The following is a 14,614-nucleotide window of genomic DNA, read 5'->3' on the forward strand; positions in this document are numbered from 1 at the left end:
ACCAGCGTTGCCGCTGAGTTGTGCGGCCTCATACATAAGCTATGCACCCGCATTTTCGTCGGCGAGAATCGGGGCGCGTTGATTCCGCGTCGCTCACTCCACGCGGACGCTTACAGCGACACCCTCACCGAGCGGCAGCAGCCCTGTCTCGAACGCCGAGTCGTTGCCGACGCATTCGAGATACGCAGCGATACCACGACTTGTCTCGTTGGCATCGATGTCCTCGCCGTCCAGCAGCGCCTGTACCGCCTCGAAGTCCAGTGGTCCGGCCTCGATCATGTTGTCTGCGACGACCGCCCCGCCGACCGGCACTTTCTCCCGGACAGCCTCGAATGCCTCCGCGTAGCGGTGTTTCTCGTTGTCGATGAGCACCACGTCGAACGCGCCGTCGTACCGCTCGACAATTTCGATTGCGTCCCCGTGCTCGAAGGCGGCCCGGTCGGTGAACCCGCCGCGGTCGAGGAACTCGCGGGCTTCCGCCAGTTCGTTGGCGTCGACTTCCGTTAAGACGATCTGCCCGTCTTCGGGGACGGCGGGAGCCATCCAGTACGCCGAGTAGCCGAAGCCGGAGCCGAACTCGAAGACGCGGTCGGCGTCGACCATTCTGGCGACGAGGCGAAGCCAGCCACCGACTGCGGGGCCGACTGTCGGGAACCCTTCCCGGTCGGCTTTGGCGTCCATCTCCTCGATAATTGCATCGCTGGGTGGCGCCAGTGTACGGGCGAACTGCTCTGTGACCTCCGGGAGCGGGATTTCATCCATGCCAGGCTATGCCGGGAGCGATGACATAAATGAGTGGGTCGGCACCGGAACTAACCGAGTTCGAGGCGTTCGATGTACTGAATGACTGACTCCAGTGCGGGGTTGGGATGGTACTCGACGGTGTTAGCCGCTGTCTCGTACGAGAGAATCCCGAGGTCGTCCAGTCGCGGCAAGTGATTGTGTGCCAGCGACACGCCCACTTCGTCGCGTGACTTGGGTGTCGCTCTGGCCGGGATGGCCTTCTCGCGTTCGTAGACACGGTCGACGAGGTCGTCAAGTGGGATCTCGGTTTCAGACCGGTCTTTTAGATGATACAGGAGACTGCGTCGCCGCGGGGCGGAGATCAGTTCCAGAACCTTATCGAAGGAGTAGGGAATCGGAATCGTTTCTGGCTCTTCCGGGTCACCCTTCTTGACGCCGCCGGGTGGGGTGACTGTGTTCCGGAACGTCGGCGTCTCACCTGCGTCTTTCGACGCTGTGACGGTCCAGCCGTGGTCCGGAAGATACTCGTACACGACATCATACAGCGGTCGAAACATCTCGACTGTCTCTTCGGTATGTGCTTCCGGGTCCATGTGGTGGTGGCTCGAGACGCCCATCTCGGCACATTGGCGGTTCAACGCAGTTGCCAGCGCGATGACGCGGTCACGCTCCCAGGACTCGAGCAGTCCAGTTAGCGAATGGAGGCAGAGTAGTAACGGTGCATCCGCCTGTTCCAGTCGACCGAGATAGCGGGAGACGGTCGCACCGATGTCTATCGGCGCCACTGCCGCAGGAAGGGTATCGAGCGTCAATGAGGGAAATGCGCCAGAGGCCGCCGCTTGTGAGTTAGCCGGTAACTCGCTGCCAGCATCAACGATGATCGCCTCTTCGGGCATCTCGTCGTCAAGATGCTGCTGCCACAGCGAGAGGCGAGAATCGGGGGACTCAGACACTGTGATACAGATCGCTTTCGACTCACTGACCCCCTGCTCAGACAGGAAGCCCGCACAGCTCTCTCGTTCAGCGTCGCTCGAATCGCGTGCCAGCACCAATACGGACGACGCTCCTTTCAGAGGCTGGTCCACTGTCCCACTCCCGGAGTTCATTGCGTATTGTATCGTATCAGGAACCATAAAGGCATCAACAAATAAACGTTACCAAAACATGTGGTAACAACTAACAAAACTCGAATACGGACAACATATGTGTCGGTTCCCGCTACGGACCCAGTTCGTAGTGTGTGACAGTGCGTCTTGATACCGAGGATTTTTGCAGTGCTACGACCTATTACCGGCCATGCCCATTATGGCTAGTGGCGACTTTTCTATCCACATCGAAGAGTGCGACGAGTTCGACGACGGAATGCCGATAAGTTCGCTCCCGGACGAAGTCACGTCAATCGACGACCTCGACTGCGAGTGCTGGAGTGGATTCGAATCGCTAGACGAGATCTGACACTGGTCTTCACAGCCCGGATTTCGGGGGCGGGTCCTGTTACCCCCAGATAGCTGCCATCTACATCACGGTTACACAGTCACGAGTTACTTTGCGCTTGGAGAGCGCTGTTCACCCTGTACGCCCCACTCAGACGTCCCAGTATGCCGGTTCGTTTCCGGGCTTCCACTTTATCGAGCAGCCTCTGGACGGTTTCTCGACTGCTGTGATCTGGTCGCCATCGAGCAACGTTTCGACGTGTGCGGCCATCTCTCGCTCGCTCGGTTCGTCGTCTGGGTTCGGTGCGTCGTCGAGGCGGCCGTGGTACGCCAGTTTGAACGTCCCATCGTCGTTCCGGAACAAGAACGGATCGGGGGTACAGCGAGCGCCGTACGCGGCCGCGACATTCTGTGTCTCGTCGAACAGATACGCGTCGTACTGTATCTCTCCGCGTTCGACGAGTTCCTGCATCCGCTCGAACGAGTCGTCCGGGTACTCCTCGGGGTCGTTAGCATTGATTCCGACGACAGCGAGGTCGTCGTAGTCCGTTGCGAGACGGTTTAGTTCCTCAATCTTTGCTTTGGCGTACGGACAGTGGTTGCACGTAAATACGACCAGTAGTGCGTCCTTGTCCGCAAAATCTGAGAGTGGGTACGTCTCCCCGTCTGCTCCCGGCAGTTCGAACGTCGGTGCTTCGTCCCCACGCCCGAGCACATCGGACTCCGAATCGAGTGACACCATCGCATCTCATTACGGCTGTCGCCGCTAAAAGTCCACGGACGCTCGGCTGACCTCCGTGCCAGCCGCTTTTGACTCAGTTGTTCACTTCACTGGACGTCGCTGCCGCAGTATCGAAGGCTTTCGCTGCCTCGAATGCCTCGCTTCCGTCGTCGACGGAGAACAGCGTTTCCTCTCCCTCTGCTTCGTGCTTTTCCAGCAGCCCGACCGTCACTAGCTCTTCGAGCGTCCCATCAAGATATAGCGTCTTCAGCGGCACGCCGGCCGCTTCACTCAGGGCGGTTTTCGTGTACGTCTCCTCCGCATTGAGGCGGAGTATCGTGTCGATAACTGTTGCCGCCTTGTCGTGGTTCGCGATGTGTGCCCATCCCGTGTTAGAATCAGCCCGCTGGCCACCCTCTTCGAACATTAATCGACACCTAACCGGCAGAGATATTAAAACTGTCTGGTGTGTTCTGGCCCGAATGATGTGACCCTCTCTCACTATTGAGCAAGGCTTTTGTCTGCGTCACTCTGCTGGCACTGTATGAGCAGTCGCCGCGAGATACTCGACCTGCTACGGGAGAACGCTCGCCATACGACCGAGGACATCGCTCGGTTGACCGATTACTCCGAGAGCGAGGTAGCCGAAATCATCGACGAATTCGAGGAGGCAGGCATCATTCGCGGCTATCAAGCAGTCGTCGACTGGAACGCGGTCGAGAGCGACGAGGAGCGCGTCCGCGCCACCGTCGAACTCAACGTTACGCTAGACCGTGAAACCAGCTACGACGACATCTCCGACCGGATTGCGAAGTTCCCGGAAGTGACGTCGCTGCGCCTCGTCAGCGGCGACTACGACTTCGACCTAGAGGTCGAGGGCGACTCGATGCGTGAAGTGTCACATTTCATCAGCGACAAAATCGCGCCGATTCCCGAAATCACGCAGACGGTTACCCACTATATCATGGAGTCGTACAAGGAACAGGGGATGGAGTTCGACGACCACGACGACGATGACCGACTGTCCGTCTCACCATGACGTTCGAGCCAGCGGACAGGGTCGACAGCGTGCCGCCCTCGGGCATCCGTCGGTTCTTCGAACTGGCCGAGGAGATGGACGACATCATCTCGCTCGGAGTCGGCGAACCGGACTTCTCTGCCCCATGGGCGGCCCGTGAAGCCGCTATCGCGTCCCTCGAACGCGGCCAGACCTCCTACACCGCCAATCGCGGCAAGCGGGAGCTCCGGGAACGCATCGCGGACTACGAGGCGGCGACGCACAACCTGCAGTACGACCCCGATGAGGAAATCCTCGTCACTGCGGGCGCGAGTGAGGGCTTAGACCTCGCCTTTCGAGCGCTGCTGAACCCTGGTGACTCCATCGCAATAGCCCAGCCCTGCTACGTCTCCTACGTCCCCGGCGCGACGTTCGCCGGCATCGACGTGATCGACGTACCGACACGCGCGGAAGACGAGTTCAAACTCACCCGGGAGGTACTGGAATCGTCCGGTGCGGCCGACGCCGACGCCCTCGTGTACTGCTATCCGAACAACCCTACCGGAGCGACGATGACGGCCGAAGAGATGGCGTCTGTCGCGGCCTTTTGCCGCGAAAACGACCTCCTCGTCTTCGCCGACGAGATCTACGCAGACCTCACGTACGAACACGAGCACACGTCTATCGCCACCCTTCCCGGGATGCGTGAGCGGACCGTCGTGTTCAACGGCTTCTCGAAGGCGTTCGCGATGACAGGGTTCAGACTGGGCTACGCGATGGCCCCGCCAGAGGCTATCCAGGCGATGAACCGAATCCATCAGTATTCGATGCTTTCGGCCCCGACGACGGCCCAACATGCCGCTATGGAGGCACTCGACAACTGTCGTGACGAGGTCACGGAGATGGCCGCGCAGTACGACCGCCGACGAAAGTACGTGCTTACACGCTTCGAAGAGATGGGACTTGACTGCTTCCCGGCGGCCGGGGCGTTCTACGCGTTCCCGGAATGTCCCTGGGACGATGCCAGTGAGTTCGCCGAGAGTCTGCTACAGGAGGAGCGGGTCGCGGTCGTGCCCGGAACCGCCTTCGGGGAGGGCGGATCGGGTCACTTGCGGGTGTCGTACGCGACCGGTCTCGACGACCTCAAGGAAGCGATGGCCCGGATCGAGTCGTTCCTTGACTGACAATTAAGACCGGCGAAACATTCAGTACGGTCCACTTACTACCGTGAGGAGACCGTGATACAAACAGCCGGAAACTCTTTTTCAGCTACATTTTCTGGGGGTAAAGTTTTTTCCTGCCTAACGGGAGATGAATAACAATGGCTATCGATGACACTGGGGGAGGTGAGTCAGAGCAGGTCAACAGTGGGGGGACCCTGACTGACGAGCCTGTACGGGTCGGCGAATACACGTGGGATGATCTCCGACGGGAGGTGCACGACGGCGGCCGCTTCGACCGGAGCGTCTATCTCGGCTTCGAGCCAAGAGAACTCAGTCAGCGACTCGAAGACGCAGCGAGTGCCGGGAAAACACTACAAGCGCCATTCGAAGAGTACCTCGACCCAACTACGACGCCAGTTGCGAAAGACATCTACACGTGGGAGCATTTCAAACAGGAGTACTATTACGAGGACGGCAGTCTCCCCCGTGACAGTGACGGCGAAGTCATTCCGTTTGATGAAAGCGAGTATCTGAACTTCGACTCCGAACGCACGGAAAACGAGCTATCCGCTGCCGAAGATATCGCCAGTGAACTGCATGAGTACGTCGACGAAAACACCGTCGACGTGAATCCGGAACTGGACGAAGACGAGTTCTTCTCGACACGAGACGGCCACACGACCGTGGTCAACCGCTACGACCTCGAGAAATCTGTTCCCCAGTCGAAGAAATCTCACTTCAAGGAACTGGAACGATACTGGGTCAACAAGCCCTACGCCTGCGTCGTCATCTTCCACTCACGGAAAGAAAACGAGAAGAAGTACTACGTCATCGAGCCGTATCTCACCGATATCGAAATCGACCTTCGAGAGTTTCTCTCGGGCAAGCTCAAGACCGCGATCAAGTATTCTGAAGACGACGTGATTGTCCAGGGGACCGACGCCGACCGGGCACAAGTCATCCAGCGAGAGGCCGAACAACTCCTCTCGCGGTACGACCTCTACGACGGCTCAGTCTCCGGGAGCGGCGAAGAGAGCGTTCTTGGACAGGTCAAGGAGCTGTTCGGACTGGACGAGGAAACACAAAGCGAAACCACGGGGCAACTAACCGGTATTTCGACACGTCCAGAACCAGCTATCCTCGAAGACGACGACCCGAAGCTAAACGAGTATCAGGTCGAGAAGCTGCTGTACATGCTCAAGCGGGATTTCGTCGGCTACGCCCGCATCGACGGTGTCAAACACGACATCAACGTGGAGGACATCTCCTGTGACGGGTACAACTCCCGGGTGTTCGTCTATCACACCGACTACGAGCAGATCATCTCGAACGTCGAACACGGCAAGGGAGAACTCGACGACTTCGTCGTAAAGCTCGCACAGCGCTCCGGAAAGGGTATCTCGAAGCGCCAGCCACAGGTCGATGCAACGCTGCCGGACGGGTCGCGTGCCCAGTTGACCCTCGGCCGTGAGGTGTCCGACCACGGGACAAACTACACTATCCGGCAGTTCAAGGACGTCCCTTTCACCCCAGTCGACCTGATCAACTGGAACACCTTCTCCTTGGACGAGATGGCGTTCCTCTGGCTCTGTATCGAGAACAACAAGAGCCTCATCTTCGCCGGTGGTACCGCATCCGGAAAGACGACGAGCCTGAACGCCGTCTCGCTGTTCATCCCGTCGAACTCCAAGATTGTCTCTATCGAGGACACGCGTGAGGTCGAACTCCCACAGCGGAACTGGGTGGCAAGCGTTACGCGCCCCTCCTTCGGTGAGGACGACAAGGGCGACGTCGACGAGTTCGACCTGCTAGAGGCTGCACTGCGTCAGCGTCCGGACTACATCGTCATGGGTGAGATTCGTGGTGAGGAGGGCCGAACGCTGTTCCAGGTCATGTCGACCGGTCACACTACCTACACGACGTTCCACGCCGACTCCGTCGGCGAGGTCATCAAGCGGTTCACCACCGAACCGATTAACGTCTCGAAGACGCTGTTTACCGCGCTCGATCTGGTCTCGATTCAGACCCAGACGCGCGTCGACGGCAACAAGGTCCGCCGGAACAAGTCTCTGACCGAGATCAACGAGTACTCTGCGGAGAACGACGAGATCAACGTCCGGGACGTGTACGAGTGGCGCGCCGAGACGGACGAGTACATCCAGATGGGGAACTCGAACACGCTCGAAGAGATCAAGTTTGACCGCGGGTGGACCCAGGACAAGCTCGACGAGGAACTGTTCAAGCGCAAGGTCGTCCTCGCGTACCTCATCGAGAAGGGGTTGAACACCTACACGCAGGTCGCGGCGACCATTCAGGCGTTCATTAACGACCCCGACACCATCCTCACGCTCATCGCCAACGACCAGCTCGAACTGTCGCTCGAGGACCTCCGGGAGATGGAGTCGGTCAAAATCGACATCGACCCGGAGAAAGAGGAGATGGTGCCCCGGCCCGACGCACCGCCGGAGATGGTCGAGGAGACGAAACAGGTGCTTGACAACGCCCAACCACTGTTCAACACCTACAAGAGCCGCGAAACGCCGGATATCGTCTCGGCGCTGATGGACGACTCGGAGGAGAGCGATGATGAAGACAGCATCGACTTCGGTCAGTTCGTTCCGAAGGCCGGAGCGGAGGCAGATAGCGAATGAGCCTCGACACACCGGGTCAGCAACAGGTCGGCAGCGGCGGTGCGCTCGGTGACACGTTCTATCCGGCCTATCAGATGGTGTTCGACGACGAGGGTGACTTCGTCAACAGCGTCGAGAACAAACTCGCGGAGGCCCGGATGGCCGACAACGTTGAGATGTTTCTTGCACGCGCACTTGCAGTCGGTGTCATCGCGGGTCTCGCACTGTGGCTCGTCGGGACGTTCCTCGGGTATCTGCTGGTCCAGTTGCTGTTTACCGGTGGGGGAGCGCCGACACTTATCGGGATTCCAGTGTCAGAGAGCGTCTCAGCGATTCTCGACGTACTGAAACTCCCCTTCCTCGTCATCGTGACCGGGTTTGTCTTCGGTGCCATCGGGTTCGGTATCGGCTTTGGCTCGCTGGTCTCGATACCGTATTTCCGTGCAAGCGCGCGCGAGCGCGAAATCAACGTCCTATTGTCCGACTCGATCTCGTTCATGTATGCGCTGTCAGTTGGCGGGCTCAACCAACTCGAAATTCTGCAGTCGATGGGGAAAGCCGAAGACACGTACGGTGAGGTCGCAAAGGAGTTCCAGTCTATCGTGCTGGAGACGGAGTATTTCGATACTGACTACCGGACTGCTGTTCGGAACCAGGCGCTCCAGACCCCGTCGGACGAACTGTCGCAGTTCCTGACGGATATGCTTTCGATCATCAACTCCGGCGGCGACATGACCTCATTCCTCGAAGACCAGAAGGAAAAACACATGCGAACTGCCCGGCAGGAACAGGAGAAGATGCTGGAAACGCTGGAGCTGTTCGGCGAGATGTACATGACGCTCTCGCTGTTCCCGCTGCTTCTCATCATCATTCTGGTCATCATGTCGATGATGGGTAACGCCCAGAAATCGCTCATCTACGGCACTGTCTACGGGCTAATTCCCCTGACCGGCCTGGGCTTTCTCGTCCTCGTTTCGACGGTCACGCAGGACTCCATCGGGGACGGCTATCTGCGTTCGAGCCCCGGCGAGAAGGAACTCGTCGTCGACGAGGGTGTCGGCGTGTTCAACCTCGGGCTCATCGAGAGCTACACAGGGACCTACAGCGTCTTCGACCGAATCAAGAGCCGGGAAGGGACCCACGAACTCCTCGCCATCCTCACACGGCCCGATATGTTCTTCCGTGACCATCCGCTGTTGGTGCTGTGGCTGACGGTCCCGCTGTCAATTCTCGCCATCATCGCGGCTATCGTCATCGGCTGGGCCCCACTATCGCTAGACGGGATGATCGCCGTCCCGGTGCGCTCGACGTTCTTCTGGGTGTACGTCCCGATGTACATCAACTTCATCCCGCTGATGATCTTCTACGAGTGGAACCAGCGCTCGCGGAAGGCGATTATCGGGAAACTCTCGGAGAACCTCCGGAAGCTCGCGTCGGCCAACGATACCGGGATGACGCTTTTGGAGTCGGTCAAAGTAGTCTCCGAAACGTCCTCCGGGAAGCTCTCCGAGGAGTTCGAGACCATCCACGCAAAGGTCAACTACGGGACGAGCCTGAAAGATGCGCTCCGGGAATTCAACAACAAGTACAACGTCCCACGACTGGCGCGGACGGTCAAGCTCATCGCGGAGGCACAGGAGGCCTCTAGCCAGATTCAGGACGTGCTCTCGACGGCCGCTCAGGCCTCGGAGAATCAGGACGACATCGAGCGCGAGCGTAAATCTCGGACGCGGATGCAGACGGTCATCATTCTGATGACGTATCTGACGTTGCTGGGCGTGATGGCGTTGCTGAAGACGCAGTTCCTCGATGTGATGTCGGGCCTGGCGACGCAGGCCTCCGGGGCGAGCAGTTCGAGCGCGCCGGGTGGCGGCTTCGGTGGCAGCGTCGACACCGAACTGCTGTCGATGCTGTTCTTCCACGCGGTGACGCTGCAGGCGTTGCTGTCGTCGTTTATCGCCGGCTACATTCGGGAAGTGAAGCTTGTTGCCGGCGTGAAGTTCGCAGTCGTCCTGTCGACGATTGCACTGGTGGTGTGGATCGCCGTGGGATAACAGTCTCCCCGCGGTTCGGCGGCGTTCGTATCAAACGGAAAATAGGGTGTGTGGGACATGGATACAAGAGCACAAACACCGCAGGACTTCGCCGTGGGGGTGAGCGTCCTGCTCGTGACGATAATCGGGGTATTGGCATTCGTACAGGGTAGTGCGGTCGGCGTGTACGAATCTCCAGACGTACAGCGCAACCAACCAATTGCGGACAGGGCGGCGACGTATCTGGTCGAGAACTATTCTGTCAACGGGACGCGGAATCATATCGACTACAAAACGAGCGACGGGATTAAAACGAACCTCGACGTCGACAATGTGAAATCAAATGCTGGGCTCAATGTCGCAACGGAACGTCGGACAAACGCGTCAATTAACATAACGGTGGTGAACGCGTCGACGCTCGCGAACGGAACGCGTGACCACGCAGTCGACGGCGACCCACTCGCCTGGGGACCGTCGGTGGAGGGCCGAACGAACGTCGCGACGGCGTCGCGCGTCGTGAAGTTGACAAACACAGACCAGTGCGACCCGGTCTGCTGGCTCGTCGTGAGGGTGTGGTAACCATGCGCGGCCAAGCCTACACGCTGGAAGGTGTCCTCGCGGCAATCGTCGTTGTGACGGCGACCGTCTACGGTCTGTCAGCAGTCGACACGGGCCCGTTCCAGACCGGCACTCAGCAGCGGACAGCGGCACTGGAAACACGCGCGAGTGACACCCTATCGCTGGCGGCAGAAACTGGAGCGCTGCACAACGCGACGGCGTGTTTCAGCGTCGGAACACCGACCCTCAACGGTAATCAGACCGGCAGCTCTACCGAGTTTGAGCTGATGTTGAATCGGACCTTTGACCGGCAGGGCGACCAGTACAATCTCTACTTCAATTACTGGGACTCGGATTCGAGTGCACGGCAGACAACGCTTGTCTCACAGGAATCAGGTGAGAACGTCGCTGAGAGGCCGGCTGATGCGGCTGTCGCGACTGAAACGGTAACACTGACCGACGATATGCCCGCCCGAATCGGTGACTGTAGCGGCACCGGCCCGTCTCTCTCTGCCGTTGACGGGTATTTCGCTCCCGACGCGGAACCGGACTCTATCGTCTACAACGTTGTGGAGGTGCGTCTGGTCGTATGGTAGCCAACGAGCGCGGACAACTGCTGTTGATCGGTGGCGTCGCCATCGCTATCGTCGTGTTCAGTACGATACTGTTTGCCCACAGTCTCGCTGTCACTGACGGCATCACGACCACAGGGAGTGCAGATACTATTGAGCGGTCGGCTGACCGCGAAGCCTCCGTCGAACGCGACCTCGGGCGGCTCGCAGCTGAAACGCGCGGCGACGATATCGACGGATTCGAAGAGCGATATGAACACGCGCTGGAGAACTATACGCGGACGCACAACCGTGTCGTCGGGACGCGTGAAGGGACCTATCTCAACGCGACGCTGAACGAGTCTGCGTCGCTCGGTACCGAGGTGAACCAAACGGGCACGTCCTCCAAATTCCAGCGACCGAACCCATCGGGTGGCCCGCAGAACGACTGGTTAGTTGCCAATGACGTTTCTCGTATTGCGGTGTTCAATCTCACTGCCGACGTCGTTGGCGGTTCGATGAATACTTTCACTCTCATCATTCGAAACGGCTCTACGGATCTAACACTGTCAATTGAGCCGAGTACCGTTGGTAGCGGGAACAACGTCACAGTCGACGGAAAGACGCAGTGTCATGGCAACGGCGATGTCAACGTCGACTTGGTTGCTGGGTCATGTACAGTGGGAAGCAACACCAGCTCCTTCGATAGCTACCACAGCCTTGGTCCACCGTACTCCGTGGAAATAAAGAACGGAAATAAAGCCGAAGGGCAATACTGGTTTGCGGCGGTTGGGACGTTCCCGTCGTCGAATTATGCCTCTCCGGTTGCTCGTGTCAACTATCCGGTCGTCCCTGCCGTTGACACCACATATGACACCCCATCCACGAGCTACAATCGAACAGTTCTCGTGGAGGTGGACGACGAATGAGCCTCGACTGTTTTCTGTCCGACAGCCGCGGCGTCTCGCCGGCAGTCACGCAGGCGCTCACTATCGGCATCACGTCCCTCCTGGTGACTGGCCTCCTTATCGGTGGGAGCCAGATGGTCGACTCACAGCGTGAGCGCGTGACGGAGGAAGCTCTGGAGAACGTCGGTGATGGTATCGCGCGCGACCTGATTCGTCTGGATGCGTTCAACACTGAAAGCCTCAATTCGACGGTATCGTTCCGCGCGACATATCCCGAACGGATTGCTGACCAGTCGTACAATGTTGAAGTCACCCCAGACGCGTCACGCACGCGCGTGTATGTGAACGCATCAGGGTTGGACCGGTACGCTGTTGTCCGATTCAAGAATGAAACTAACGTCTGCCCATCTGTCGTCTCCAGCGGGCCACTGGCGGTCTCGTATAATTCGACAGCCGACTGTATGGAGGTGACGCGCGGATGATTTCCCCACCGTCAAGCCAAAGCGGTCACGACCGCGGTGTGTCCGACTTGCTCGCGTTTACGCTCACGTTCAGTATCATCATCACCGGGATTGCGCTGGTGACACTCGGTGGGCTGGGGGCGTTTGACGCCATCCAAGAGGGAGCGACAACCGACGTCGCCGAAACGTCGATGATTGGGTTCGCGGAGACCACGGACGACCACATCCAGGGCGAAGCCCCACGACGAACCACGAGTATGAAACTACAGGGCCACGGACTCTCCATCCGGCCGTCAACGCTGAACATAACCGTCGACGGACAGTCAACGAATATTTCCACCGGAGCGTTCATTCGGGAAACCGATTCGGGGACTGATATCGTCTACACCGCCGGTGCAGTGTACCGGGTTCAGGAGGAGGGACTGGTTGTTTCACGGAAACCCCGCTTCCGGTGTAGCCCTGAAAGTGACAGTGTATACATCTCTGCCCTTTCGCTCGACGGACAGACGGATTTCTCATCGTCGAACCGCGTCACAATCGAGACCGCTCTCCAGAACAAGACACTCATTTCGCCACAGGCAGGCAAGTCACCGTCCGCGACAACCGTCTCGATCAACGTCTCGAAAACTGCGTACCCAGACGCATGGCACCGACTCTTCGAGGATGAACTATCGCACTGGTCGGACCACTCGGAACCGCATACGTACCAGTGTACTGGCATCCGTCGCGCTGTTGTCCACAATACGACGGTCGATGTCCGTACTGTCACCTGATGGGCTCTATCTCCGGTGGATAGACCTGTCGCTACAGAATTCGAGCCTGAACGGTGAAAAAGCCGTTATGCAGCAGCCATCAGCGCTGCGATGAATGACCACTCCGTCCCGCTGTTTGCTTCTTCTTGTTTCGCCATAGCCGCAGTCTTGTCTCGTGGGTGCTTCCAGTTCATTACGATCATATGTACGTGCTCAGCAGTCATGAAGTGTTCGATATCTAATATATCTTCGTGGTCTTTCATGATTGAGAGCGCTTCGCAGGTCAGTAGTTCGTTAATCGCTTCGAACAGTAGTGCTGAATATATGTCAAAAAGGTCACGCCGTTTCATTTGATGTTAGTGGACAAAATGAGAAGATATAGGCGGTATTCCACCGGTAGAGGCTTCTATACTTGCACCTGTGACTGATGAGGATTGTATCCGAATACTCGCCATATGTGGGTCATTGGCAAGGTAGTACTATTACCCTCCACGTCATAAGATTGGACACTAATGAAGAAGCAAGAACTCATTCACCTTCACAGTCTTCTCGCGCAGGTACAACACCACTACGAGCACGAGGCGGACACAAGCGTCGAGCACGATCTGTACGCTGACCTCGGTGTCAAACCGACGTCGATTCACAAATCGAAGACAGACCACAAGGAAGCGGTGTTTGCGCTCGCTTCCGGGCTAACGGACGCGATGGCCGAGGAAGCCGACGAGCCGCAGGCGCTGACTGCCGACTGAAGCGACGTCCTGTCGTCAGTCCGTTCTCATCGTTTCACTGTTTCCGATAGCTACTGGGTCACTCCTGTCTCGCCACGGCCGCATGGTACACGCTATCTCGCCTCTCAAACGACTTATACGGGAAGCGACCGTATTCATATTGTGAGCGACGATTCAGGGCGGCGGAATCTCCGCATGCCTACAAGTGACGAGATGTTTGCAGTGGTAACAGAGCACCTTGGCGGAAATCACGTCCGCATTCGCTGTGAGGACGGCGAAACCCGACTTGGCCGGATTCCAGGCCGGATGAAGTTCCGGACCTGGATTAACGAGGACGACATCGTTCTCGCCGAACCGTGGGACTGGCAAGACGAGAAGGCCAACATCGAATGGCGCTACAAGGGACAAGACGCCGACCAGCTCCGTTCGGAAGGCCACATTGACTCGCTGACCGCCTAATTTTACCACTGTACCCGCGTCCTGGTTCACGACGACGGTGAGATAGTTCTCTATCGCGACCCTGTTCTGACCGCTACCCCCTTGATGTCCCGACGCTCGTTTCGTCATAGCGTCTGGTACACTACGGCTGTCTACCGTCAGGTCTGTACTTCTCCCAATTGATATATAATGGATTGCTGACTCTCGGCCACTTGTGGCTATGTCATCCTCCGAATACAAAGACACCTTGGTTCATAGACATCCAAGCGCTGTCTTGCGGTTATGCATGTCACAGCATCACGTTACGTATGCGTCGTGTGTGTTCTGCACAGGGCGGGTCTGAGACGATTCATTTATATGTTCCCCCGTCTTCTGAACTAATGCGAAGGTCGCACCGGGCAGCGAGCTCGGGTCGACACGCTCGGCCGGCCACCTGGGTCGGCCCGAGCTACGAACGGATCTCGTCTTCCCCTTCTGGGGTCGGCGACATCCACATC

General features: G+C 58.1%; 17 protein-coding genes. 12 read left to right on the forward strand and 5 right to left on the reverse strand.

The window, feature by feature from the left end; all coding sequences use genetic code 11:
* Positions 1-93 precede the first annotated feature (93 nt).
* Positions 94-762, reverse strand: coding sequence for an O-methyltransferase (locus tag C437_RS07315; RefSeq protein ID WP_004516287.1), 669 nt, complete (start codon positions 760-762; stop codon positions 94-96).
* Between the two features lie 50 nt (positions 763-812).
* Positions 813-1,850, reverse strand: a complete 1,038-nt coding sequence (locus C437_RS07320) for a DUF7504 family protein (protein WP_049919664.1) — start codon at positions 1,848-1,850, stop codon at positions 813-815.
* A gap of 190 nt (positions 1,851-2,040) precedes the next feature.
* Between C437_RS07320 and C437_RS20550 the strand changes: the two genes are divergently transcribed.
* Positions 2,041-2,199 (forward strand): hypothetical protein, encoded by a 159-nt coding sequence (locus tag C437_RS20550; protein WP_004516289.1) that lies wholly within the window; start codon positions 2,041-2,043, stop codon positions 2,197-2,199.
* A gap of 129 nt (positions 2,200-2,328) precedes the next feature.
* Here C437_RS20550 and C437_RS07325 read toward each other — a convergent pair whose 3' ends face one another.
* Together C437_RS07325 and C437_RS07330 are read right to left on the reverse strand one after the other, a co-directional pair.
* A complete protein-coding gene (locus tag C437_RS07325; protein ID WP_004516290.1) occupies positions 2,329-2,919 on the reverse strand; it encodes a thioredoxin family protein in 591 nt (196 codons plus the stop codon).
* 73 nt (positions 2,920-2,992) lie between these two features.
* Positions 2,993-3,325 carry a hypothetical protein gene (locus tag C437_RS07330; RefSeq protein WP_004516291.1) on the reverse strand — a complete coding sequence of 111 codons (333 nt, stop codon included), beginning with the start codon at positions 3,323-3,325 and terminating at the stop codon, positions 2,993-2,995.
* A 117-nt stretch (positions 3,326-3,442) separates the two neighbouring features.
* On the opposite strand from C437_RS07330, the gene C437_RS07335 reads away from it, so the two are divergent.
* From C437_RS07335 to C437_RS07375, 9 genes are all read left to right on the forward strand, one after another.
* Positions 3,443-3,937: an Lrp/AsnC family transcriptional regulator gene (locus C437_RS07335; RefSeq protein ID WP_004516292.1), complete on the forward strand. Its 495-nt coding sequence runs from the start codon at positions 3,443-3,445 to the stop codon at positions 3,935-3,937.
* The gene (locus tag C437_RS07340) at positions 3,934-5,079 is read left to right on the forward strand and encodes a pyridoxal phosphate-dependent aminotransferase (RefSeq protein WP_004516293.1); all 1,146 of its coding nucleotides are present in this window, start codon (positions 3,934-3,936) and stop codon (positions 5,077-5,079) included. Before C437_RS07335 ends, C437_RS07340 begins: the two co-directional genes overlap by 4 nt.
* A gap of 137 nt (positions 5,080-5,216) precedes the next feature.
* Positions 5,217-7,709, forward strand: coding sequence for a type II/IV secretion system ATPase subunit (locus C437_RS07345; protein ID WP_004516294.1), 2,493 nt, complete (start codon positions 5,217-5,219; stop codon positions 7,707-7,709).
* On the forward strand, positions 7,706-9,742 hold the full coding sequence (locus tag C437_RS07350) for a type II secretion system F family protein (protein WP_004516295.1): 2,037 nt from the start codon (positions 7,706-7,708) through the stop codon (positions 9,740-9,742). Before C437_RS07345 ends, C437_RS07350 begins: the two co-directional genes overlap by 4 nt.
* Positions 9,743-9,799: 57 nt before the next feature.
* Positions 9,800-10,300: a DUF7287 family protein gene (locus C437_RS07355; protein WP_004516296.1), complete on the forward strand. Its 501-nt coding sequence runs from the start codon at positions 9,800-9,802 to the stop codon at positions 10,298-10,300.
* A 2-nt stretch (positions 10,301-10,302) separates the two neighbouring features.
* The gene (locus C437_RS07360) at positions 10,303-10,875 is read left to right on the forward strand and encodes a DUF7288 family protein (protein ID WP_004516297.1); all 573 of its coding nucleotides are present in this window, start codon (positions 10,303-10,305) and stop codon (positions 10,873-10,875) included.
* Positions 10,869-11,759, forward strand: coding sequence for a hypothetical protein (locus C437_RS07365; protein ID WP_004516298.1), 891 nt, complete (start codon positions 10,869-10,871; stop codon positions 11,757-11,759). Before C437_RS07360 ends, C437_RS07365 begins: the two co-directional genes overlap by 7 nt.
* On the forward strand, positions 11,756-12,220 hold the full coding sequence (locus tag C437_RS07370; RefSeq protein ID WP_004516299.1) for a DUF7266 family protein: 465 nt from the start codon (positions 11,756-11,758) through the stop codon (positions 12,218-12,220). The genes C437_RS07365 and C437_RS07370 overlap by 4 nt, the downstream gene beginning before the upstream one ends.
* Positions 12,217-12,972, forward strand: coding sequence for a DUF7289 family protein (locus C437_RS07375; RefSeq protein ID WP_004516300.1), 756 nt, complete (start codon positions 12,217-12,219; stop codon positions 12,970-12,972). Before C437_RS07370 ends, C437_RS07375 begins: the two co-directional genes overlap by 4 nt.
* A 65-nt stretch (positions 12,973-13,037) precedes the next feature.
* On the opposite strand, the gene C437_RS07380 is transcribed toward C437_RS07375, so the two are convergent.
* Positions 13,038-13,301, reverse strand: coding sequence for a hypothetical protein (locus C437_RS07380; RefSeq protein WP_004516301.1), 264 nt, complete (start codon positions 13,299-13,301; stop codon positions 13,038-13,040).
* A gap of 162 nt (positions 13,302-13,463) precedes the next feature.
* Between C437_RS07380 and C437_RS07385 the strand changes: the two genes are divergently transcribed.
* The gene (locus tag C437_RS07385) at positions 13,464-13,700 is read left to right on the forward strand and encodes a UPF0058 family protein (RefSeq protein WP_004516302.1); all 237 of its coding nucleotides are present in this window, start codon (positions 13,464-13,466) and stop codon (positions 13,698-13,700) included.
* 141 nt (positions 13,701-13,841) lie between these two features.
* Positions 13,842-14,138, forward strand: coding sequence for a translation initiation factor eIF-1A (locus C437_RS07390; RefSeq protein ID WP_049919665.1), 297 nt, complete (start codon positions 13,842-13,844; stop codon positions 14,136-14,138).
* Positions 14,139-14,614: the final 476 nt, after the last annotated feature.

The organism is Haloarcula vallismortis ATCC 29715, from assembly GCF_000337775.1.
Taxonomy (GTDB): domain Archaea; phylum Halobacteriota; class Halobacteria; order Halobacteriales; family Haloarculaceae; genus Haloarcula; species Haloarcula vallismortis.